At 71.5% G+C, this 20337-nt stretch carries 18 protein-coding genes and 1 pseudogene; 6 read left to right on the top strand and 13 right to left on the bottom strand.

The window, feature by feature from the left end:
• Positions 1-41: 41 nt before the first annotated feature.
• The gene (gene speA, locus JGR68_RS00930; protein WP_199362954.1) at positions 42-1931 is read right to left on the bottom strand and encodes an arginine decarboxylase; all 1890 of its coding nucleotides are present in this window, start codon (positions 1929-1931) and stop codon (positions 42-44) included.
• A gap of 247 nt (positions 1932-2178) precedes the next feature.
• Here speA and speE point away from each other — a divergent pair, with 247 nt between their 5' ends.
• Positions 2179-3027, top strand: a complete 849-nt coding sequence (speE, locus tag JGR68_RS00925) for a polyamine aminopropyltransferase (RefSeq protein WP_199362955.1) — start codon at positions 2179-2181, stop codon at positions 3025-3027.
• Between the two features lie 125 nt (positions 3028-3152).
• Here the strand turns inward: speE and JGR68_RS00920 are convergent, their stop codons facing one another.
• The gene (locus JGR68_RS00920) at positions 3153-3491 is read right to left on the bottom strand and encodes a P-II family nitrogen regulator (protein WP_199362956.1); all 339 of its coding nucleotides are present in this window, start codon (positions 3489-3491) and stop codon (positions 3153-3155) included.
• Between the two features lie 144 nt (positions 3492-3635).
• Between JGR68_RS00920 and JGR68_RS00915 the strand changes: the two genes are divergently transcribed.
• Both JGR68_RS00915 and JGR68_RS00910 read left to right on the top strand, forming a co-directional pair.
• The gene (locus JGR68_RS00915) at positions 3636-3935 is read left to right on the top strand and encodes an accessory factor UbiK family protein (RefSeq protein WP_199362957.1); all 300 of its coding nucleotides are present in this window, start codon (positions 3636-3638) and stop codon (positions 3933-3935) included.
• 10 nt (positions 3936-3945) lie between these two features.
• Complete coding sequence (locus JGR68_RS00910) at positions 3946-5454, top strand: YifB family Mg chelatase-like AAA ATPase (RefSeq protein ID WP_199362958.1); 1509 nt, start codon at positions 3946-3948, stop codon at positions 5452-5454.
• Positions 5455-5502: 48 nt separating this feature from the next.
• On the opposite strand, the gene aceA is transcribed toward JGR68_RS00910, so the two are convergent.
• Together aceA and aceB are read right to left on the bottom strand one after the other, a co-directional pair.
• Positions 5503-6795, bottom strand: coding sequence for an isocitrate lyase (gene aceA, locus JGR68_RS00905; protein WP_199362959.1), 1293 nt, complete (start codon positions 6793-6795; stop codon positions 5503-5505).
• Positions 6796-7025: 230 nt separating this feature from the next.
• Complete coding sequence (aceB, locus tag JGR68_RS00900) at positions 7026-8642, bottom strand: malate synthase A (RefSeq protein ID WP_199362960.1); 1617 nt, start codon at positions 8640-8642, stop codon at positions 7026-7028.
• 114 nt (positions 8643-8756) lie between these two features.
• Here aceB and JGR68_RS00895 point away from each other — a divergent pair, with 114 nt between their 5' ends.
• Positions 8757-9719 (top strand): LysR family transcriptional regulator, encoded by a 963-nt coding sequence (locus JGR68_RS00895; protein WP_199362961.1) that lies wholly within the window; start codon positions 8757-8759, stop codon positions 9717-9719.
• A 90-nt stretch (positions 9720-9809) separates the two neighbouring features.
• Here the strand turns inward: JGR68_RS00895 and JGR68_RS00890 are convergent.
• From JGR68_RS00890 to oleC, 8 genes and pseudogenes are all read right to left on the bottom strand, one after another.
• A pseudogene (locus JGR68_RS00890) lies at positions 9810-10767 on the bottom strand (isoaspartyl peptidase/L-asparaginase).
• A gap of 196 nt (positions 10768-10963) precedes the next feature.
• On the bottom strand, positions 10964-11569 hold the full coding sequence (locus tag JGR68_RS00885) for a lysophospholipid acyltransferase family protein (RefSeq protein WP_199362962.1): 606 nt from the start codon (positions 11567-11569) through the stop codon (positions 10964-10966).
• Positions 11570-11582: 13 nt separating this feature from the next.
• The gene (gene arfB / locus JGR68_RS00880; protein WP_199362963.1) at positions 11583-12002 is read right to left on the bottom strand and encodes an alternative ribosome rescue aminoacyl-tRNA hydrolase ArfB; all 420 of its coding nucleotides are present in this window, start codon (positions 12000-12002) and stop codon (positions 11583-11585) included.
• A gap of 21 nt (positions 12003-12023) precedes the next feature.
• Entirely contained in the window at positions 12024-12755 is a 732-nt protein-coding gene (locus tag JGR68_RS00875) for a pseudouridine synthase (RefSeq protein ID WP_343225132.1), read from the bottom strand.
• Positions 12756-12850: 95 nt separating this feature from the next.
• Positions 12851-14524 carry a ubiquinone biosynthesis regulatory protein kinase UbiB gene (ubiB, locus tag JGR68_RS00870; protein ID WP_199362965.1) on the bottom strand — a complete coding sequence of 558 codons (1674 nt, stop codon included), beginning with the start codon at positions 14522-14524 and terminating at the stop codon, positions 12851-12853.
• Positions 14521-15180 (bottom strand): SCP2 sterol-binding domain-containing protein, encoded by a 660-nt coding sequence (locus JGR68_RS00865; protein ID WP_199362966.1) that lies wholly within the window; start codon positions 15178-15180, stop codon positions 14521-14523. Before JGR68_RS00865 ends, ubiB begins: the two co-directional genes overlap by 4 nt.
• Before the next feature lie 53 nt (positions 15181-15233).
• Positions 15234-16238, bottom strand: a complete 1005-nt coding sequence (oleD, locus tag JGR68_RS00860) for a 2-alkyl-3-oxoalkanoate reductase (RefSeq protein ID WP_199362967.1) — start codon at positions 16236-16238, stop codon at positions 15234-15236.
• A 16-nt stretch (positions 16239-16254) separates the two neighbouring features.
• Complete coding sequence (oleC, locus tag JGR68_RS00855; protein WP_199362968.1) at positions 16255-17949, bottom strand: olefin beta-lactone synthetase; 1695 nt, start codon at positions 17947-17949, stop codon at positions 16255-16257.
• Positions 17950-18076: 127 nt separating this feature from the next.
• On the opposite strand from oleC, the gene JGR68_RS00850 reads away from it, so the two are divergent.
• Together JGR68_RS00850 and JGR68_RS00845 are read left to right on the top strand one after the other, a co-directional pair.
• Positions 18077-18742, top strand: a complete 666-nt coding sequence (locus JGR68_RS00850) for a TenA family protein (protein ID WP_199362969.1) — start codon at positions 18077-18079, stop codon at positions 18740-18742.
• A gap of 70 nt (positions 18743-18812) precedes the next feature.
• The gene (locus JGR68_RS00845) at positions 18813-19235 is read left to right on the top strand and encodes a YkgJ family cysteine cluster protein (RefSeq protein ID WP_199362970.1); all 423 of its coding nucleotides are present in this window, start codon (positions 18813-18815) and stop codon (positions 19233-19235) included.
• 99 nt (positions 19236-19334) lie between these two features.
• Here the strand turns inward: JGR68_RS00845 and JGR68_RS00840 are convergent, their stop codons facing one another.
• Positions 19335-20273, bottom strand: a complete 939-nt coding sequence (locus JGR68_RS00840) for an alpha/beta fold hydrolase (RefSeq protein ID WP_199363120.1) — start codon at positions 20271-20273, stop codon at positions 19335-19337.
• Positions 20274-20337: the final 64 nt, after the last annotated feature.

Here is a 20337-nt window from a genome sequence, read left to right as displayed (position 1 = left end):
GATCGCGGCTGTAGCCGCTCCTACAGTGCATGCGTGGGCGTTCAGTCGAGGGGTGTGTCGTCCAGGTAGGTATAGCCGGTGAGGCCGGCTTCCAGCGCGGCGCGCAGGTTGGTCGCCTCGTCGGCGGGCAGCGCGGCGGCGGCGACCTTGGCGTCGTACTCGGCGCGCAGGTCGTCCAGCGCGTAGCCGACGTAGTCGAGCATCACGTCGGTGGTGTCGCCGCGGCGCTGCTGGGCGATGGCATAGCCCTCGCCATCCACCTTCACTGCGATCACGTCGGTGTCGCCGAACAGGTTGTGGATGTCGCCCAGGATTTCCTGGTAGGCACCCACCAGGAAGAAGCCCAGGCGGTAGCTTTCACCGGCGCGCAGTTCGTGCAGCGGCAGCGAGCTGTCCAGGTCCTCGTTCTCGACGTAGGTGTCGATCTTGCCGTCGGAGTCGCAGGTCAGGTCGGCGATGGTGCCGCGACGCGTGGGCGCCTCGTCCAGGCGCTCGATCGGCACGATCGGGAACACCTGGTCGATCGCCCAGACGTCGGGCATCGATTCGAACACGCTGAAGTTGACGAAGTACTTGTCGACCAGGCGCTCGTTGAGCTCGTCGAGCACGGCACGGTGGCTCTTCTCGTCGTAGGTCAGCCGCGCCTTCACGGCGTGGGCGATGGCATAGAACAGGTCGTCGATGCGCGCGCGGTGCACCAGGTCGAGCTGGCCGAGCGCGTACAGGCTCAGGCCCTCGGCGTGGTGGTGCTGGGCTTCCTGGAACAGCTCGACCGCCGGACGCTCCTCCAGCTCCGAGTGGATGTCGCGCAGGTGGCGGATCACCGCCGGCTCGTCGTCGTGCGCGTCCGGCACGCGGCCCTCGGGCGCGGCTTCGACCTCGGACACGTTGGCCACCAGCACCGCGTGGTGCGCGGTCATCGCGCGCCCGCACTCCGTCACCAGCCGCGGCTGGCGCAGGCCGGCCTCGGCGCAGGCGTCGGCCAGCGGCTGCACGATATTGGACGCGTACTGCGCCATGCCGTAGTTGACCGAGTTGTAGCTGCGCGAGCGCGTGCCCTCGTAGTCGATACCGAGGCCGCCGCCGACGTCGACGTAATCGATCGACGCGCCGAGCTGCGACAGTTCGACGAAATAGCGCGTCGCCTCGCGCATGCCGCGCGCGATATCGCGCACGTTGGAGATCTGCGAACCCATGTGGAAATGCAGCAGCTTCAGCGCGTCGCCCATGCCGGCATCGCGCAGCGACTTCCACAGGTCCAGCAGCTGACGCGGGCTGAGGCCGAATTTGGCCTTGTCGCCGCCGGAGTTCTGCCACTTGCCCGCGCCCAGCGAGGCCAGGCGCATGCGAACGCCAAGCACCGGCGCCACGCCCAGCGCCTTCGACTCCTCCATGACCAACTTCAGCTCGGAGGGCTTCTCCACCACGATGAAGACGTTCATGCCCAGCTTGCGGCCGATCAGCGCCAGGCGGATGTACTCGCGGTCCTTGTAGCCGTTGCAGATCACCAGGCCGCCCGGGCGCGAGAGCGCCAGCACTGCCATCAGCTCCGGCTTGCTGCCCGCTTCCAGTCCGAAGCCTTCGCCGGCGTGCGAGGCCAGCGTTCCGGCCACGCCGCGATGCTGGTTGACCTTGATCGGATAGACCGCCGTGTAGCCGCCGGTGTAGTCCCAGTCGGCCTGCGCCTGCGCGAATGCCGACTGCAGCGCGCCCAGGCGGTCGCCCAGCACGTCGGGGAAGCGCACCAGCATCGGCAGGTTCGCGCCCTGGTCCAGCGCACGATCCACGACCTCGGGCAGCGGGATCGACGGTCCGCCCGCGCCGCGCGGCCGGACCACCACGCGGCCGGCGCCGTCGACGTCGAAATAACCCGAGGACCAGTGCGGGATCGAATAGGTCTTGCGGGCTTGGTCGATGGACCAGGCGGTCATGGGCGGAGATCCGGGGCACGTGAAGGGATCCGCATTCTAGCCTTCGGGGCGGCAACTCCCCGTGCAAACGTCGCCAGCGAACGCCGTTCCGCCGCTGGCCGCTCGCGCCAGCCACGCGGTCCCTGTCGGGGAAGCGCAACGACATGCAGGACCGTTGCGATTCCCGCTGTGCAAGGCGTGGCGACATGCCCGACCGGGGCCGTCCGCTACAATCCGCGGCCTTCGCTCCCGCTTCCGGACGCCCGCAATGACCGCCCCGACCTGGCTTTACGAGAACTTCGATCCCGCCGGCTCCGCCATCGGCTACCGCGTCACGCGCAAGCTCGACGAGGTGCAGTCGCCGTTCCAGAAGATCGAGATCTTCGAATCGACCGACTGGGGCAACGTCATGCTCATCGACGGCGCGATGATGGTCACCACGCGCGACAACTTCCTCTACCACGAGATGATGACGCACCCGGCATTGTTTACCCATGCCGACCCGAAGCAGGTGGTGATCATCGGCGGCGGCGACTGCGGCACGCTGCGCGAGGTGCTGAAGCATCCGGGCGTCGAGAAGGCCGTGCAGTGCGACATCGACGAGCAGGTCACGCGCATGGCGGAGAAGTATTTCCCCGAGCTGTGCGAATCCAACACTGATCCGCGCGCCGACGTGATGTTCGACGACGGCATCGCCTACATGGCGAACTGCGCGCCGGGAAGCCTGGACGTGGTGATCGTGGATTCGACCGACCCGGTGGGCCCGGCCGAAGGACTGTTCAACAAGAGCTTCTTCGAGAGCTGCTTCCGCGCGCTCAAGGACGACGGCATCCTGGTGCAGCAGTCGGAGTCGCCGCTGGTGCTGCTGGAGCTGATCCAGGCCATGCGCGCCGAGATGGGCAAGGCCGGCTTCGACAGCTTCCAGACGCTGCCCTTCCCGCAGCCCTGCTACCCCACCGGCTGGTGGAGCTGCACGCTGGCGCGCAAGGGCGGTCGTGGGTTCGGCTTCCGCGAGGACGACGCGCGCGAGAAGGACTTCGACACGAAGTACTACAGCGCCGACATCCACAAGGCCGCACAGGTGCTGCCGCCGTTCGTGGCCGAAGCGCTGGGCTGAAGCGCGCGCGCCGCGCCCTGCAGGAGCGGCTACAGCCGCGATCCCGGCCTGCCGGGACCGCCGCCGCCAGGACCGAACGCCGATCGCGGCTGTAGCCGCTCCTACAGACGCTCTTACAGGCGCTCCTACAGGGCGTCGGAGTCCAGCTCGCCGGTGCGGATGCGCACCACGCGCTCGAGTTCGTACACGAAGACCTTGCCGTCGCCGATCTTGCCGGTCGAGGCCGCCTTGAGGATGGCCTCGGTGACCAGCTCGGCCTGGTCGTCGGTGACCGCGACCTCGAGCTTGATCTTGGGCAGGAAATCGATCACGTACTCGGCGCCGCGGTAGAGCTCGGTGTGGCCCTTCTGCCGGCCGAAGCCCTTGACCTCGGTGACGGTGATCCCGGCCACGCCGGCTTCCGACAGCGCCTCGCGCACGTCGTCGAGCTTGAACGGCTTGATGATCGCCATGATCATCTTCATCACGCGGTCTCCGCTTTCGGTGCGCGCAGGATACCGCGGCCCGGGCGGCGGACGGGCCTTTTCCCACATCCCCGCGCGCCTGCACCCGATGGCGCGCGACCCCCGCCGCGGCCAGGCTGCAGGCAACACCGGAGGACACCCCACATGATCGACCTCGGACACATCGACGACCTTGCCCGCCGCCTCAGTGGCCTGGTTCCCCCGGGCCTGCGCGAGAGCCGCGAAGAGCTGCAGGAGAACTTCAAGTCGGTCCTGCAGGCCGGCCTGGCGCGGCTCGACCTGGTGACGCGCGAGGAATTCGACGTGCAGCAGGCGGTGCTCCTGCGCACCCGCGAGAAGCTCGAGGCCCTGCAGGCGCAGGTCTCGCAGCTCGAATCCCAGCTCGGCGCAGGCGGCAGCGCCGCGCCGATGGCGCCGCCGCCGCAGTCCCAGCAACCCCACTGAGGCCACCGCCATGGCGGGGCTCGCGATCGTGCACGGCCGTGCACGCGCCGGCGTGCGCGCGCCGGAAGTGACGGTCGAGGTCTACATGAGCGGCGGACTGCCGCGCATGTCGATGGTCGGGCTGCCGCAGGCCGCGGTGCGCGAGTCCAAGGACCGGGTGCGCGCCGCGATCCGCTGCGCCCAGTACGAATTCCCGCCGCGCGTGACCACGGTGAACCTGGCGCCGGCCGACCTGCCCAAGGGCGGCGGCCGTTTCGACCTGCCGATCGCGCTGGGCATCCTCGCGGCCAGTGACCAGCTGCCGCAGGCGGCGCTTGCCGGCCACGAGTTCATGGGCGAGCTCGGCCTGGCCGGGGAGCTGCGCGCGGTCGACGGTGTGCTGCCGGCTGCGCTGGCCTGCGGCGAGGCCGGTCGCGTACTGGTGGTGCCTGTCGGCAACGGGGCCGAGGCGGCACTGGCACGCGGCGTCGACGTGCGCGTGGCCCGTACGCTGTCGGAGGTGTGCGCGCATCTCACCGGACAGCGCGTCCTGCCGCGGGCCGCGGCCGATCCGGGAGGCAGGACGGGCGCGACCGGCAGCCCGGACCTCGCCGACGTGCGCGGCCAGCTGCGCGCGCGACGGGCACTGGAGATCGCCGCCAGCGGCGGACACCACCTGCTGCTGAGCGGCAGCCCGGGCTGCGGCAAGACCCTGCTGGCCTCGCGCCTGCCCGGGATCCTGCCCGAGGCCAGCGAGGCCGAAGCACTGGAGACCGCCGCGATCGCCTCGATCAGCGGCCGCGGCATCGACCCGGCTCGCTGGCGGCAGCGGCCGTTCCGCGCCCCGCACCACACGGCCAGCGCCATCGCCCTGGTGGGCGGCAGCGGCGAGCCGCGTCCGGGCGAGATCTCGCTGGCGCACAACGGCGTGCTGTTCCTCGACGAGCTGCCCGAGTGGAGCAGGAGCGTCCTCGAAGTGCTGCGCGAGCCGCTGGAGTCGGGCACGGTCACGGTCTCGCGCGCCGCGCGGCAGAGCGAGTTCCCGGCGCGCTTCCAGCTCGTCGCGGCGATGAATCCGTGTCCCTGCGGCTGGGCGGGCGATCCCTCGGGCCGCTGCCAATGCAGCCTCGACGCCGTGCAGCGCTACCGCATGCGCGTGTCCGGCCCGCTGCTCGACCGCATCGACCTGCACGTCGACGTTCCGCGCATGTCGCCCGCGGAGCTGCGGCCGGATGCGCCGGCCGGCGAGGCCAGCGCGGCCGTGCGGGCCCGAGTCGAGGCCGCGCGCGGACGACAGCTCGCGCGTGCAGGCGTGCTCAATGCGCACCTCGACCAGGCCGGTACCGCCGCGCATTGCCGCCTGGCGGACGGCGACCAGGCGTTGCTGGAGCGCGCGATCGACAGCCTGCAGCTGTCGGCCCGCGCCATGCATCGGATCCTGCGCGTCGCGCGCACGATCGCCGACCTCGATGGCCGCGACGCCATCGGCAGCGCGCACCTGGCCGAGGCCCTCGGCTATCGCGGCTTCGTCGCGCAGTAGCGCCGGCCGGCCCCGCGGATCGGGAGCCGCCGGCGGCCCGCAGCGCGATCAGGCGACCGCGGCCTGGAACTGCTCTTCCTCGGTCGAACCGGCGAGCGCCGTGGTCGACGACTGCCCCTGCTGGATCGCCTGGGTCACCGCGTCGAAATAGCCGGTGCCGACCTCGCGCTGGTGCTTGACCGCGGTGAAGCCCTTGTCGGCCGCCGCGAACTCCGACTCCTGCAGCTCCACGAAGGCGCTCATCTGGCGGCGCGCATAGCCGTGCGCGAGGTTGAACATCGAGTAGTTCAGCGCATGGAAGCCGGCGAGCGTGATGAACTGGAACTTGTAGCCGTAGGTCGCGATCTCGTCCTGGAATCGGGCGATCGTGGCGTCGTCCAGGTTCTTCTTCCAGTTGAAGCTCGGCGAGCAGTTGTAGGCCAGCATCTTGCCCGGGTACTTCTCGTGGATGGCCTCGGCGAAGGCGCGGGCGAAGCCGAGGTCGGGCTTGCCGGTCTCGCACCACACCAGGTCCGCGTAGGGCGCATAGGCCAGGCCGCGACTGATCGCCTGGTCGAGGCCGTTGCGGGTCTTGTAGAAGCCCTCGACGGTGCGCTCGCCGGTGGTGAACGGGCGATCGTTGTCGTCGACGTCGCTGGTCAGCAGATCCGCCGCCTCGGCGTCGGTACGCGCGACCAGCATCGTCGGCACGCCGCAGACATCGGCCGCCAGGCGTGCGGCATTGAGCTTCTCCACGGCCTCGCGCGTGGGCACCAGCACCTTGCCGCCCATGTGGCCGCACTTCTTGACGCTGGCCAGCTGGTCCTCGAAGTGCACGCCGGCCGCACCCGCCTCGATCATCGCCTTCATCAGCTCGAAGGCGTTGAGCACGCCGCCGAAGCCGGCCTCGGCGTCGGCCACGATCGGCTGCAGGAAGTCGATCGAGTCGTCGCCCTCGGCGTGGTGCAGCTGGTCGGCGCGCAGCAGCGCGTTGTTGATGCGCTTGACCACCGCCGGCACCGAGTCGGCGGGATACAGCGACTGGTCGGGATACATCTGGCCCGCGAGGTTGGCGTCGGCCGCCACCTGCCAGCCGGACAGGTAGATCGCCTTCAGCCCGGCCTTGACCTGCTGCATGGCCTGGTTGCCGGTCAGCGCGCCCAGCGCGTTGACGTAGGGGCGCTGGTGCAGCGAACCCCAGAGCTTCTCCGCGCCCAGGCGCGCCAGCGAATGTTCGACGTGCACGGTGCCACGCAGGCGCACCACGTCGTCCGCGGAGTAGTTGCGGGTGATCCCGGCCCAGCGCGGGTTGGTGGTCCAGTCGGTGCGGATGGCGTCGGCGTTGGGAAGCTTCGTGCTCATGTCGGGATCTCCAGTGGGTTCAGCTGCCCGCTCCCGCAGGAGCGGCTTTGTTGTAGGAGCGGCCATGGCCGCGATCCGCGGGAAGGGCGCATGCGGGTGCGGATTCTTATGAAAACGGGGTCTTGCAGGAGCGGCTGCAGCCGCGATTCGGGTTTGCGGGGATCGCGGCTGTAGCCGCTCCTACAGGAGGAGGAGGGGGCAGAGGCCGCGGGGCACGGGGTCATGAGCGCTCAAGCCAGTCGTTCGTAGGCCGGCAGGGTCAGGAACTCCTCCAGCGTCGTGCTGCGGGTCAGTTCTTCCAGCATCCCGATGGCTTCGGCAACGCGTCCCGCGCCCGGGATCGGCCCCTGCGCGGCCAGGCGCGAAGGCAGGTTCAGCAGCGCCTGTTCGAAGAGGACCTCGTCGATCACGCTGCCGTCGGCGAGATGCAGCGGCGCGTGGCCGCCATCCGCGGCGTGCAGCCACTGCCACAGCTGGGTGCGGGCGATCTCGGCGGTGGCGGCATCCTCCATCAGCCAGTGGATCGGCACGCAGCCGCTGCCGTCGAGCCAGGCGGCCAGGTAACGCACGCAGACCTCGACGTTGCCCTCGAAGCCGGCGCGGGTGATCGTGCCCAGCGGCGGCGCGATCAGCGCTTCACGGTCGACGTCGACGTCCTCGCGCGCGACCGCGTGCTGGTGGGGGCCGGGCATCGCGGCATCGAAGATCTCCCGTGCCACCGGCACCAGCGCCGGGTGCGCGACCCAGGTTCCGTCATGGCCGGCGCGTGCTTCGCGCTTCTTGTCGGCGCGCACCCGCGCCAGCGCGGCTTCGTTCGCGTCCGGGTCGCCCGAAATCGGGATCTGCGCCGCCATGCCGCCCATCGCGTGCGCGCCACGGCGGTGGCAGGTGCGCACCAGCAGCTCCGAATAGGCCTTGAGGAACGGCTGGGTCATCGTCACCTGGCCGCGCTCGGGCAGCACGCGGTCGCGATGCGCGCGGAAGGTCTTGATGTAGGAAAAGATGTAGTCCCAGCGCCCGCAGTTGAGCCCCGCGATCCGGCCGCGCAGCGCGTGCAGGATCTCGTCCATCTCGAACACCGCGGGCAGCGTCTCGACCAGCACGGTGACCTTGATGCAGTCCGCGGGCAGGCCCAGCGCCTGCTCGAGGTGCGCCAGCACGTCGTTCCAGAGCGCGGCCTCCTCCATCGACTGCAGTTTGGGCAGGTAGAGGTAGGGGCCGCGGTCCCGGGCCGCGAGCGCGGCGCCGTTGAGGACGCAGAACAGGCCGGCATCGAACAGGCTGGCCGAGATCCGCGCGCCGTCGACAAGCAGGTGCTTCTCGTCGAGGTGCCAGCCGCGCGGACGCACGATCAGCACGGCGCGTTCGGCCTCGGGCTTGAGCCGGTAGGCCTTGCCGGTGTCGCCGTCGAAGGCCAGGGTGCCGGCCACCGCCTCCCGCAGCGCGCGATGGCCGGTCAGCAGCGCGTCCCAGGTCGGTGCGGTCGAATCCTCGAAGTCGGCCATGTAGCAGCTGGCGCCGGAGTTCAGCGCGTTGATGACCATCTTCGGATCGACCGGGCCGGTGATCTCGACCCGGCGGTCGAGCAGCGCCTGCGGAAGCGCCGCCACGCGCCAGTCGCCGTCGCGGATCGCACGGGTGTCGGCGCGGAAGTCGGGAAGCTCCCCGCGGTCGAAGGCCGCCTGGCGGTCGCGGCGCGCAGCGAGCAGGGCCTGGCGTCGCGACTCGAAGCGCTGCTGCAGGCCGCCGAGGACGGCCAGGGCCGCCGCGTCCAGCAGGTCCGGGGCGGCCGTGCACCCGGCCACAATGCGGACATCGCTGACGGCATGTTGGGGCGCTGCAGACATTCCGGACTCCGGCGTGGCGTGGTTGGCCACCATCCCTGCGCCGGCTTTATTTGACAAAACAGATATAACAATGCGATTGATAAGTTGTACTTATACCTGAGGCAGGTCGCGGTCTTGAGCCCCGAACGCACGCCCCGATTCGCCTACAAGGGGGACCGCCTGAAGCCGCTGCGCGCCTTCTGCCAGGTGGCCCGGCTGGGCTCGGTCTCGCGCGCCGCCGAGGCGCTGTACGTCAGCCAGCCGGCGGTGAGCCAGCAGCTGCAGGCCCTCGAGCGCGAGCTGGGTGCGCGGCTGTTCGAGCGCAACGGCCGTCGCCTTCTGCCCACCCGCGAAGGCGAGGCCCTGTATGAACTTGCCCGCCCCCTGGTCGAGGGCATCGACGCCCTCCCGGCGGCCTTCCGACGCCAGCTGGCCGGCATGGACGCGGGCGAACTGGAGATCGCCGCCAACAGTTCGACCATCCTGTACCTGCTGCCGCGCATCGTCGGCGCCTTCCGCGAGCAGCACCCCGAGGTGCGCCTGCGCCTGCACAACACCATCAGCGCCGACGGCACCGACCTGCTGCGCGCGGACACCGTGGAGCTGGTGGTCGGCTCGATGCTCGACGTGCCCGCCGACCTCAGCTACGTGCCGGTGTATTCGTTCCAGCCCATGCTGATCACCCCGCTCGACCATCCGCTGGCGACCACGCCGCGGCTGACGCTGCAGGACATCTCCAGGCACGGGCTGATCCTGCCGCCGCAGCGACAGGTGACCTGGCGCCTGGTCGACCTGGTGTTCCAGCAGGCGCGCGTGCCCTACACGGTCTCGCTGGAGGTCGGCGGCTGGGAGGTGATCAAGCAGTACGTGGCGATGGGTCTGGGCATTTCGATCGTGAGTTCAATCTGCCTGGACGACACCGACAGCGAACGCCTCGCCATCCGCCCGCTCGACGCCTGGTTCCCGGCGCGCAGCTACGGCGTGGTGGTGCGCAAGGGCAAGGTGCTGTCACCGCAGGCGCGGGCTTTCATCGACCTGATCAAGCCCGACCTGTTCGTGCGCCGCGGCCACGAGGACAGCGGGCACTCGGAGCGCTAGCGCGCCGGGCGGGCTGTTCTTTGTGGGAGCGGCCATGGCCGCGATTGCCGCCCGCCTGGATCGCGGCCATGGCCGCTCCCACAGAAAACCTCAGTACTGCGGCAGCGGCAGCGCTTCACCCGAGAACACCGCCACGTGCGGCACGCCGTCGGCGCCGATCCAGCCGCGGTACATGCCCTCGGTGTTGAAGGGGAAGGCGACGTTGCCGTCGGCGTCCAGGGCGATCGCGCCGCCATCCCCGCCGGCACGCACGACCTCGCCGTTGATCACCGCCCCGGCCGCGACCGCGACAGGCTCGCCGCGATGGTGGACCCGCGCGCAGATCTCGTGCGCCGCCGCGGTGCGGATGTAGAACTCGCCCCAGCCCGTGCCCGAGACCGCACAGCCGGCATCGGCCCAGGTCCCGGCGCCGATGATCGGCGCGTCGCCGATCCGGCCCCCAGCGCTTGTTGGTCATGCCGCCGGTCGAGGTTCCGGCCGCGAGATGGCCGGCGGCATCGAGGGCCACCGCACCGACGGTGCCGAAGTACGCCGGCTCGTCGCCCGACGCCTCCTGCGCTCCGGCTTCGGCGCCTTCCGCCGCCTCCCTGCGCAGCGCGCGCTGCAGCTGCTCCCAGCGCCGCTCGGTCCTAAAGTACGCGGGGTCCACGCGCTCGATCCCCTGCGCCTCGGCAAAGGCCTCCGCGCCCGCGCCGGCCAGCATCACGTGCGGCGAGTGCTCCATCACCGCGCGCGCCAGCAGGATCGGGTTGCGCACGCGCTGCACCCCGGCGACCGCGCCGGCGCGACCGTCCCGCCCGTCCATCAGCGAGGCGTCGAGCTCGTTGCGTCCATCGTGGGTGAACACCGCGCCGCGACCCGCGTTGAAGGCCGGATCGTCCTCGAGCACGGTGATCGCCGCGGTCACCGCATCGAGTGCCGGCGCGCCATCGGCCAGCCGTGCGTGGCCGGCACGCAGCGCGCGTTCGAGCGCCGCGCGTGCCGCGGCCTGGTCGGCTTCGCCCAGGCCCGCGCGCACCACCCCGGCACCGCCGTGGATGGCGAGCACCGGCCGGACCGCAGCAGCGGTCGAGGCGCCGCTGGCGTCCGCGCCCTCGCCCGGCCTTGACGGGGCACCGGCGCCCGTTGCGCAGCCACCGAGCCCCAATCCGAACAGGGCGGCGATAAGCCCACCCGCAAGCCTTCGCATGTCCATTCCCTCTCCTCCCGCATCGCCGCCGCGCGGCGCCTGCGTGCATGGTCCATCAGTCGACGCCGTGGTTGCGTCCGCGCCACGGCCGGTACCACGCGCGGATGCGGCGCATGTCGGCCCCGGTGTCGTCACCGACGTGGAACAGCGGGCCGATCCCGATGACCCGGCCGGGATAGTGGAAGTACACCGGCAGCACCGGCACGTCGGCCGCGCGCGCGATCTTGAGGAAGCCGCTCTTCCAGTGTTCCACCGGCTTGCGCGTGCCCTCGGGCGCCAGCCCGAACCAGAGGCGCTCGCGGCCGCGGATCATCTCCGCCACCTGTTCCACCACGCCGGCCGAGCGGCTGCGGTCGACCGCGATCACCCCCAGCGCATGCAGCAGCCGCGACAGCGGCCACCAGAACAGTTCGCGCTTGCCCAGGATCCTGATGTCGAGGCCCAGGCCCAGCTTCACCGCAAGGCCCCAGACGCCGTCCCAGTTCGACGAATGCGGCGCCGCGATCAGCACCACGCGCGGCACGTCGGGGAATTCACCGACCACGCGCCAGCCTCCGAGAAGGAGGATCCCGCGGCCGAACCAGCGCGCGAACCGGTTTGGCCGCAGGCGCGGCACGTTCGGCGGCAGCACCGGAAGGATGTCATCGCCGGGTTCCCTCATGTGTCCTGCCGTCTCAGTCCCAGTCGCGCACGTTGCGCCCGCGCTTGATCGTACTGCGCTCGCGCTTGGCATCCATGCGCCGGGCCTTGGCGGCGCGACTGGGCCTGGTCGCCACGCGCTTCTTCGGCGCCGTGCGGCCGGACTCGATGAAGGCCGCCAGCCGCTCGCGCGCATCCTGGCGGTTGCGGTCCTGGGTGCGGAAGCGCTGCGCGTTCAGCACCAGCACACCGTCGTCGGTGAGGCGACGATCGCGTTTGGCGAGCAGGCGCTCACGCACCGCCTCGGGCAGCGAGGGCGAGTTGGCGATGTCGAAGCGCAGCTCGACCGCGGTCGCGACCTTGTTGACGTTCTGCCCGCCCGGTCCCGACGCGCGCACGAAGCGCTCGACGAGTTCGTCCTCGGGAATGGCGATGGCAGGCGGCGTGGTGGTCATGGCGTTCGGGTGTGGCAGCCGTCAGGCGTCCTGCTTAGGCGCGAAGAATGCCAGCGCACGCGCGAATTCCGCGTCGGGCGGCGCGGTGACGTGCACGCGGCGCGCCGGGTCCTGCGGATGCGGAAACGCCAGTTGCTCCGCATGCAGCAGCATGCGGTGGATGCCGAGCATGCGGAAGCTGCGGTTGTGGCGGCCGTCGCCGTGGCTGGTGTCGCCGACCAGGTGGTGCGACAGGTGCTTGAGGTGGCGGCGGATCTGGCGGAAGCGTCCGGTCTGCGGCCAGGCGCGCAGCAGCGCGTAACGCGAGGTCTCGAAGCCGGCCGAGGGGATCGGCAGCTCGGCGGTCGCCAGGCGCTCGAAGCGGGTGACCGCGGGCTTCTTCTGCGGCTTGCCCGGGCCACCGTCGAGCGGATGGTCGACGGTGAACGCCGCCTCCGCCGGCCAGCCGCGGCAGATCGCGAGATAGGCCTTGTCGACCTCGCCCGCCATCAGCGACTTGCCCAGCGTCGACGCCGTCTCGCGGTCGAAGGCCAGCAGCAGGCAGCCGCTGGTGGCGCGGTCCAGGCGGTGCACGAGGTGGATCGGGCGGCCGAACTGCGCGCGCAGGCGGTCGGCGGCGAAGTCGTCCTCGCCGCGCGCGAGCTTGCTGTCGTGGACCATGAGGCGGGCGGGCTTGTTGACCACCGCGAAACCGCCTTCGAGGTGGAGGACCGGAAGAGCCGCCGCCTCTGTAGGAGCGGCTACAGCCGCGATCGCACCAGCCGGCGGCTCGCCATCGCGGCTGTAGCCGCTCCTACAGACGGGCGACTCGGCATCGCGGCTGTTGTCGCTGTTGCAGGCCGGGGTGCTCATCGCCGGGGGAGGGCGGCGAGGACCGCCCAGAGGCCGCCGGCGGCGGCGACCCAGGCGGCCACGGGCACCGACCACAGGCGCGGGCCGCCGGCATCAAGTCCATGCAGCACGGCCGCAACCACCAAGAGCCCCACGCCCAGGATCGCCGACACCGTGCGGCGCTGCATGGCGCGCATCACCTCCACCAGTTCGCCAAGCTCCGGGGAACGCATGCCGAGCTGGTGCCGGCCCTGGACCTGCTGGGTCAGCCAGGCGTGCAGCAGCCCGGGCATCTCCGGCGCGCGCGTGGCCAGCTCGGGCAGGCGGCGGCGGAACTCGCCGGCCAGCCGCTTGGGGCTGTAACGCTCGGCCAGGATGCGTTCGAGCACCGGCCGCGCCACCGCCCAGATGTCGATCTGCGGATCCAGGTGCCGGCTGACGCCCTCGACGTTGAGCAGGGTCTTCTGCAGCAGGATCAGCTGCGGCTGCAGCGTCAGCTGGTAGCGCTGCGCGGTGCGGAACAGCTTCAGCAGCACCTCGCCCAGCGAGAACTCGGCCAGCGGCCGGGTGAAATACGGCTCACACACGCCGCGCACTGCCGCTTCCAGTTCATCCAGGCGCACGTGCGAGGGCATCCAGCCGGCCTGCACGTGCAGCTCGGCGATGCGCCGGTAGTCCTTGTTGAAGATCGCCATGAAGTTTTCGGCGAGGTAGTACTGGTCGTCGCCGGAGAGCTGGCCGACGATGCCGAAATCGAGCGCGATGAAGCGCGGGTTCATCCGCCGCGCCGGATCGTCGTCCACCCAGATGTTGCCGGCGTGGGCATCGGCGTGGAAGAAGTTGTCGCGGAAGACCTGGGTGTAGAACACCCGCACAGCCTTGGCGGCCAGCAGCTTGCGGTCCAGGCCCGCGGCCTCGATCGCCGCCAGGTCGTCGCTCGGGAAACCGCTGACGCGCTCCAGCGTGAGGATGCGCTCGGTGCTGTGCGACCACACCGGCGCCGGCACGTAGAGGTCGGTCGAGCCCTCCCAGTTGCGGCGCAGCACCGAGGCGTTGGCGCCCTCGCGCTGCAGGTCGAGTTCGGCGGCGAGCGTGGTCGCCACCTCGTCCACCACTTCGCGCGGCCGGATCCTGTCGGCGTTGGGATGCGTGCGCTCGACGAACGCGGCGATGCTGGTCAGCAGCCGGATGTCGGAGGCGATGCGCCCGGCAATGCCGGGACGCAGCACCTTCACCACCACCGCGCGCGCTGCGCCGCCGGTCGCGTCGGGCAGCAGGGCGGCATGCACCTGGGCCACCGACGCCGAGGCCAGCGGCACGGTGTCGAAGCCGGCAAAGGCCTCGGTCACGGGGCGGCCCAGCTCACGCTCGACGATGGCGCGCGCGACCTCGCCGTCGAACGGCGCGACCTGGTCCTGCAGCCGCACCAGCTCGTCGGCGATGTCCGGCGGCACCAGGTCGCGGCGCGTCGACAGCACCTGGCCGAACTTGACGAAGATCGGACCCAGCTCCTGCAGGGCGAGGCGCACGCGCGCCCCGCGCGGCAGGTCCGTCACCTCGGGCGTGGCGCGCGGCACGAACGGCCTCAGCAGCCACAGCCAGCGGCCCGCCGGCGTGCCTTCGGCGAGGGTGTGCAGGCGGTAGCGGAGGAGGACGCGCCCGATCTTCAGGGCATGCAGTCCCGACCTCACCGCGCGCCCCCGGCGACTGCGGCCAGCCGCGCGACGCGCGCGGCCATGCGTTCGACGTCGTCGCGCAACACGTCGACGTCGTCGTGGAAGGCCTCGAGCTCGAGGCGCCCGACCACGTCACGCGACTCCTCCACCACGTATTCGGCGGCGGTGGCGGCCAGTCCGCTGCCCGCGCGCCGCGCACCCTTCAGCGCGGAGGCCAGGGCGCTGGCGACCTGCACGCCCACGATGTCGCCGAAGGCGGCGACGAATGGCCGCTGCCAGTCGGGATCGAAGCGCTGCGCCAGGCGCTGCAGCGCGCGCGCGAGCTCCGCGTCGCCTTCGATGCGCAGGCGTCCGCTGGGCGTCGCGTGCGAGTCGTCGCCGGCCGCGAGCATCCCGCGCAGCTGGCCCAGCAGGCCGCCCAGCGTGGTGCGCACCGACAGGTCGGGCTCGGCGGCATCGTCGGCCGGTCCGACGCGGAGGGCCTCGCCGTCCACGCGGATCGACATCGCCAGCGGCGGCGCGGCCAGGTGCAGCGCGACACGCCGTCCGTCCAGCCGCGACAGCGCCTGGCGGGTGTCGTCATCCAGGGCGAGCGCGCGGTTGAGCGCCATCTCCAGCGCGCGGCCGGCCAGCGGCTTCAAGCCGGACAGGGGAAAGGGGGAAGAGGCCATGGCCGCATTGTAGCGGCCCGCCCGGGGCGCCCAGCGCGATGGCTGTCTGGTCCTCAGGCCGTGCCGGCACCGGCCCGTGACGCCGCCAGGCGCTGCAACCCCTCGGCGATCGACACCCGCGGCACATAGCCGAAATCGCGCGTCGCCGGCCCCATGTCGTACCAGTGCGTGGTGCTGAGCTGTTCGGCCAGGAAGCGGGTCAGCGGCGGCTCCGAGCGCAGCCGCAGCAGCGGCCAGGCCGTCTCGCAGGCCGCGCCGATCGCATAGGCCACCGGGAACGGCACCGTGGCGGTGACCTCGGGCGCACCCACCGCCCGCAGCAGGCCGTTGACGATGTCGCGAACCGCCATCGGCTCGCCGTTGCTGATGAAGTAGGCGCGGCCGGCGCAGGCGGCGCCGATGTCCAGATGTTGCAGCGCATCGAAGTGCGCCTGCGCCGCGTTGTCGATGTAGGTGGTGTCGATGCGGTTGAGCCCGTCGCCGACGAAGCGCAGGCGCCCGGCACGCGCGCGCTCGGCCAGGCGCGGCACCAGCTGGTTGTCGCCCGGTCCCCAGATCAGCCGCGGGCGCAGGGCGATCGTCGCCAGGGTGGCGTCGTTGGCCGCCAGCACGATCTTCTCGGCGATCAGCTTGGTCGCCGCGTACGGCGCCTTGAGATCCTCGCCGTAGGGCACGGCGTCGGCCGTGCCGCCCTCGACCGGATGGGTGGCGCGATGCGTCACGCTGGGCGTGGAGGTGTACACCAGCTTCGGCACGAAGTGCTCGCGGCAGCCGGCCAGCACGTTGCCGGTGCCCATGACGTTGGCGCGGTGGTAGCTGTCGTAGCTGCCCCAGGCGCCGGCCTTGGCGGCGTTGTGCAGCACCGCGTCCATGCCGGCGCAGGCGGCGATCACCGCGTCGCGGTCGGCCAGGTCGCCGCGCAGCTGGCGCACGCCGATCGCGTCGAGCTGCGGATAGTGCCCACGGTTGAAGCTCGAGACCGCGTGGCCGCGTTCGACCAGGCCGCGGCACAGCGCCTGCCCCAGGAACCCGCCGCCACCGGTGACCAGTACCCGCACTTCGCCCCTCGCTGCGTCAGACCGGCACCCGGGCCGGTTCGAATGCCCTGCCGGCGCGCCGTTCGCGCGCGGCCCAGACGGCCAGCTTCTCGCGGCCGATCTTCGCATTGTGGCGGATGTCGACCGGAAACGCGGGATGGAAGGCGAAGCTGTCGACGGCTGCGGTATGCACGAAGCCTTCGCCGATGTGGCGCAGTTCGTCGGCGATCCGCGCCCGTTCGGCCTTGGCGATCCCGGGCTTCAGCTCGACGCAGAGCAATGGCCGTTGCGCGCCACGCTCGCCGATGCCGACCAGGGCGGTGCGGCGGACGTCGGGGTGGGTGTCGAACACCGGCTCCACCTGCTCGGTGCACAGCGTGCCCGCCGCGGTCACCACGCGGTGCGACTTGCGGCCGCAGAACCACAGCCGGCCTTCCGCGTCGAACCAGCCGAGGTCGCCCATGCGGTGGACGATGCGCTCGCCCGCACCACTCCCGCCACCCGGATCCACCGCGACCCGCTCGCGGATCTTGGCCAGCCGCGTCTGCGCGTCGCGGCGGAAGTAGCTGTCGGTCGCGCTGGGACCGGCCACGGTGATCTCGCCCACCTGCCCCGGCTTCACCAGGAGCGCGTCCAACCACTCCGTGATCGCCTCGTCGGTGATGCGGATGATCCGGACCTCGTTGGGCGGCACCGGCCGGCCGACGCAGGTGCCGGCCCCGGCTTCGGTGCGCGCGCGCAGGGTGACCAGCTCGCGGCCTTCGATCACCGCCACCGGCAGGCATTCGGTGGCGCCATACGGCGTCCAGAGCTGCGCGTCGTCGGGCAGCAGCGTGCGCATCTTCGCGACCACCGCGGCGGGCACCGGTGCACCGGCCGAGGTCACGCGCGTCACCGTCGGCAGCGGCTGCCCGTGGTCGGCCAGCACGCGCATCAGCGCCGGCGAGCCGAACAGCTGGGTCACGCCGAAGCGCTCGATCGCGGCGTGCAGCTTCCGCGGATCGGCCTGTGCCGGACGCGTGGGGTCCATGTCCGGGATGATCGAGGTCAGGCCAAGCGCCGGATCGAACAGCGCGAACGGCGGGAAGGTCGGCAGGTCGACGCCGCCGGCGGCGATGCCGAAGGCCGCGCGCAGCATGTCCACCTGGGCGACGAAATGGCGATGGCGATAGACCACGCCCTTGGGTACGCCGGTGGAGCCGCTGGTGAACAGGATCCCGGCGACGTCGTCGGCCGCGGTCGCGGTGAGCTGCGGCCCGGCGCCGTGGCCCGCGCGTTCCACCTGCTCCAGCGTGCCGTCGGCGAACAGCGCGCGGCGCCCGGTGGTGATGCGCAGCCTGGCCGCCTTCGCCCAACCCAGCAGCGTGCGCGCGAACATCGCCAGCGGCACGCCGATGAAGGCCTGGGGCTCGGCCTCGTCCAGGCATTGCTTCAGCGCGCGCCGGTCGATGCCCGGATCGACCAGCACCGGCACCGCGCCGGCCTTGAACAGCGCGAACATCAGCAGGAAGAACGCCGGCGTCGGCCGCACCATCACCACCACGCGGCTGCCGCGCGCGATGCCGCGACCGGCCAGGCCGGCGGCGATGGCATCGCTGCGGCGGTCGAGTTCGCCATAGCTCAGCGCCACGTCGTAGCGTCCGTCGCGCCCGGGGCAGCGCATGGCGATCCGGTCGGGCGCCTCGGCGGCCATGCGCGGCAGGGCCGCGGCGATGTTGCAGGCATCGGTCATGCCGGGATTATCGCCGCTGGGCGTCGCGGGTTCATGCGCCTGCCGTGGCGCCTGCCGTGGCCCCGGCCGCCGCGATGGCCGACAATCCCCGGCCCCTGCGGCGCCGCCGCGTCCACCGAGTGCCGCCATGTCGCTGTTCGAGCGCCTGAAATCCGCCGCCGCCGACGACTGGAACGCCTACGTCGACCACGCCTTCGTCCGCGGCCTGGGCGACGGCCGCCTGCCGCAGGCGGCGTTCCGCAACTACCTGGTGCAGGACTACCTGTTCCTGATCCAGTTCGCGCGTGCGCATGCGCTGGCCGCGTACAAGAGCCGCACCCTGGCCGACATGCAGGCCGCCCGCGGCGGGCTGGCGGCGATCCTCGACGAGATGGGCCTGCACCTGCGCGTATGCGAACGCTGGGGCCTGTCGGCCGCCGACGTCGAGGCGACCGCGGAGCAGCAGGCCACGGTGGCCTACACCCGCTACGTGCTGGACGTGGGCATGTCGGGCGACCTGCTCGACCTGCAGGTGGCGCTGATCCCCTGCACCCTGGGCTATGCCGAGATCGGCCGCCGGCTGGTGCCCGACGGCATCGAGGCGATCCCGGCCGACCATCCCTACCGCGACTGGATCGCCGAATACGCGGGCGACGCCTTCCAGCAGGCCGGCGCGGCCGGCCAGGCCTGGCTGGACGACCTGGCCCGCCGCTATGCCAGCGAAGCGCGCTTCCCGGAGCTGGTCGGCATCTTCCGCACGGCGTCGCGGCTGGAGGCGGACTTCTGGCAGCAGGGGCTGGACGCCGCGGGCTGACAGCGCCGCACCCCTTGCGCGCGGGGGCCGCTGGCGGAAAACTTCCGCCCTGTTCCCACCGGCCCCGCCGATGCCCCACCCCTGCCTGAGCTGCGGTGCCTGCTGCGCCCACTTCCGCGTGAGCTTCCACTGGTCCGAGGCCGATCCTGCGCTGGGCGGGCAGGTGCCGCCGGCGCTGACCGTTCCGCTGCGCAGCCACGAGATCGCCATGCGCGGCACCGCGGGCGGCTCGAGCCCGCGCTGCGTCGCGCTGGATGCCGACATCGGCCGCCGCTCCCGCTGCAGCATCCACCCGGTGCGCCCGCAGGCCTGCCGCGACGTGCCGGCCTCGTGGGAGTTCGGCGCGCCGAGCCGCCAGTGCGACACCGCCCGCGCGGCCCACGGCCTGCCGGCGCTGGGCCCGGCGGACTGGATCTGGCGCGACGCCGCGGCCAACGACCGCGACGGCCACAGCGCCCCGAACGACGACGACACCCCACCCATTGCCGCCTAGCGGCCGGCCGGAACCTGTAGGAGCCGCTGCAGCTGCGATCCGCGGCACGCCACCCTGTAGGAGCAGCTACAGCTGCGATCCGCGGCGTCTCAATCGCAGCTATAGCTGCTCCTGCAGGGGCGGGAGCGGATGGCGGTCCAGGAACGCGCGGATCGCCGGCACCAGCACCTCGTGTTTGTCTTCGAGCACGTAGTGCCCGGCGTCGTCGAAGGCCATTACCTCCGCGCGCGGCAGCTCCGCCTGGAAGCGTTCCAGGAAATGGCGGTCGAAGACGAAATCCTTCAGCCCCCAGCCGATGAACACCGGCAGGCCGGCGTACTCGTGCAGCCGCCGGCCGGATTCCTCCAGCAGCGGCCAGGCGCGGTCCCTGGGCGACAGCGGGATGTCCTGCATGAAGCGGATGGTCGAGATGCGGTTCTTCCAGCTGTCGTAGGGCGCGACGTAGGCGCGGCGCACTTCTGCCGGCATCCGTCGCTGTACGCCCAGCCACGAGGCGCCGGACGAGAAGGCGTTGAAACCGCGGATCACCAGCTCGCCCACGGTGTAGTCGCGGCCCAGCGCGATCTGCCAGGGCATGTCCTTGGCCCCGGGCATCGGGAAGGCGGCGGTGTTGAGGATCACCAGCCGCTGCACCTGCGTCTGGTGCGACAGCGCCCAGCCAAAGCCGATCATTCCGCCCCAGTCGTGCACGGCCAAGGTGACCGGGCCGTCGATGCCGAGGTGTTCCAGCAGCGCCGAGAGATCCTCGACCCGCGACTGCAGGGTGTAGTCGTAGCGCGGGAGTGCATCGGCGCCGTCATCCGGCTTGTCCGACAGCCCCATGCCGACGTGGTCGGGCACGATGCAGCGGTAGCCCTTGCCGGATGCCGGATCCGACAGCCCCGCGACCAGGGTGCGCCAGTAATAGCTCCACGACGGGTTGCCGTGGAGCATCACCACGACCTCGCCGTCGCGCGGGCCCTCGTCGAGGTAGCTCATCGAGATGCCGGGGCGGACCTGGAAACGCTGGGGATTGGCGGGATAGCCCGGAAACTGCATCACGGAGGCCTGGCGGACGGACGGCCGCCATTGTAGGCCGCCCGCCCGCGCGAACCCGCCACGC

The sequence above is a fragment of the Luteimonas sp. MC1750 genome, assembly GCF_016615955.1.
GTDB lineage: Bacteria > Pseudomonadota > Gammaproteobacteria > Xanthomonadales > Xanthomonadaceae > Luteimonas.
Note: the sequence above shows the minus strand (reverse complement) of the source record. Positions and strands in the feature narration are given on the sequence as shown.

Excerpts from the sequence above, each read along its gene's own strand:
- JGR68_RS00885 (WP_199362962.1), bottom strand. The coding sequence starts at position 11,569 with ATGAGGGAACCCGGCGATGACATCCTTCCGGTGCTGCCGCCGAACGTG.
- oleC (WP_199362968.1), bottom strand. The coding sequence starts at position 17,949 with ATGACCGATGCCTGCAACATCGCCGCGGCCCTGCCGCGCATGGCCGCC.
- arfB (WP_199362963.1), bottom strand. The coding sequence starts at position 12,002 with ATGACCACCACGCCGCCTGCCATCGCCATTCCCGAGGACGAACTCGTC.
- JGR68_RS00920 (WP_199362956.1), bottom strand. The coding sequence starts at position 3,491 with ATGAAGATGATCATGGCGATCATCAAGCCGTTCAAGCTCGACGACGTG.
- aceA (WP_199362959.1), bottom strand. The coding sequence starts at position 6,795 with ATGAGCACGAAGCTTCCCAACGCCGACGCCATCCGCACCGACTGGACC.
- speA (WP_199362954.1), bottom strand. The coding sequence starts at position 1,931 with ATGACCGCCTGGTCCATCGACCAAGCCCGCAAGACCTATTCGATCCCG.
- JGR68_RS00850 (WP_199362969.1), top strand. The coding sequence starts at position 18,077 with ATGTCGCTGTTCGAGCGCCTGAAATCCGCCGCCGCCGACGACTGGAAC.
- speE (WP_199362955.1), top strand. The coding sequence starts at position 2,179 with ATGACCGCCCCGACCTGGCTTTACGAGAACTTCGATCCCGCCGGCTCC.
- JGR68_RS00910 (WP_199362958.1), top strand. The coding sequence starts at position 3,946 with ATGGCGGGGCTCGCGATCGTGCACGGCCGTGCACGCGCCGGCGTGCGC.
- JGR68_RS00845 (WP_199362970.1), top strand. The coding sequence starts at position 18,813 with ATGCCCCACCCCTGCCTGAGCTGCGGTGCCTGCTGCGCCCACTTCCGC.
- JGR68_RS00865 (WP_199362966.1), bottom strand. The coding sequence starts at position 15,180 with ATGGCCTCTTCCCCCTTTCCCCTGTCCGGCTTGAAGCCGCTGGCCGGC.
- aceB (WP_199362960.1), bottom strand. The coding sequence starts at position 8,642 with ATGTCTGCAGCGCCCCAACATGCCGTCAGCGATGTCCGCATTGTGGCC.
- JGR68_RS00840 (WP_199363120.1), bottom strand. The coding sequence starts at position 20,273 with ATGCAGTTTCCGGGCTATCCCGCCAATCCCCAGCGTTTCCAGGTCCGC.
- JGR68_RS00915 (WP_199362957.1), top strand. The coding sequence starts at position 3,636 with ATGATCGACCTCGGACACATCGACGACCTTGCCCGCCGCCTCAGTGGC.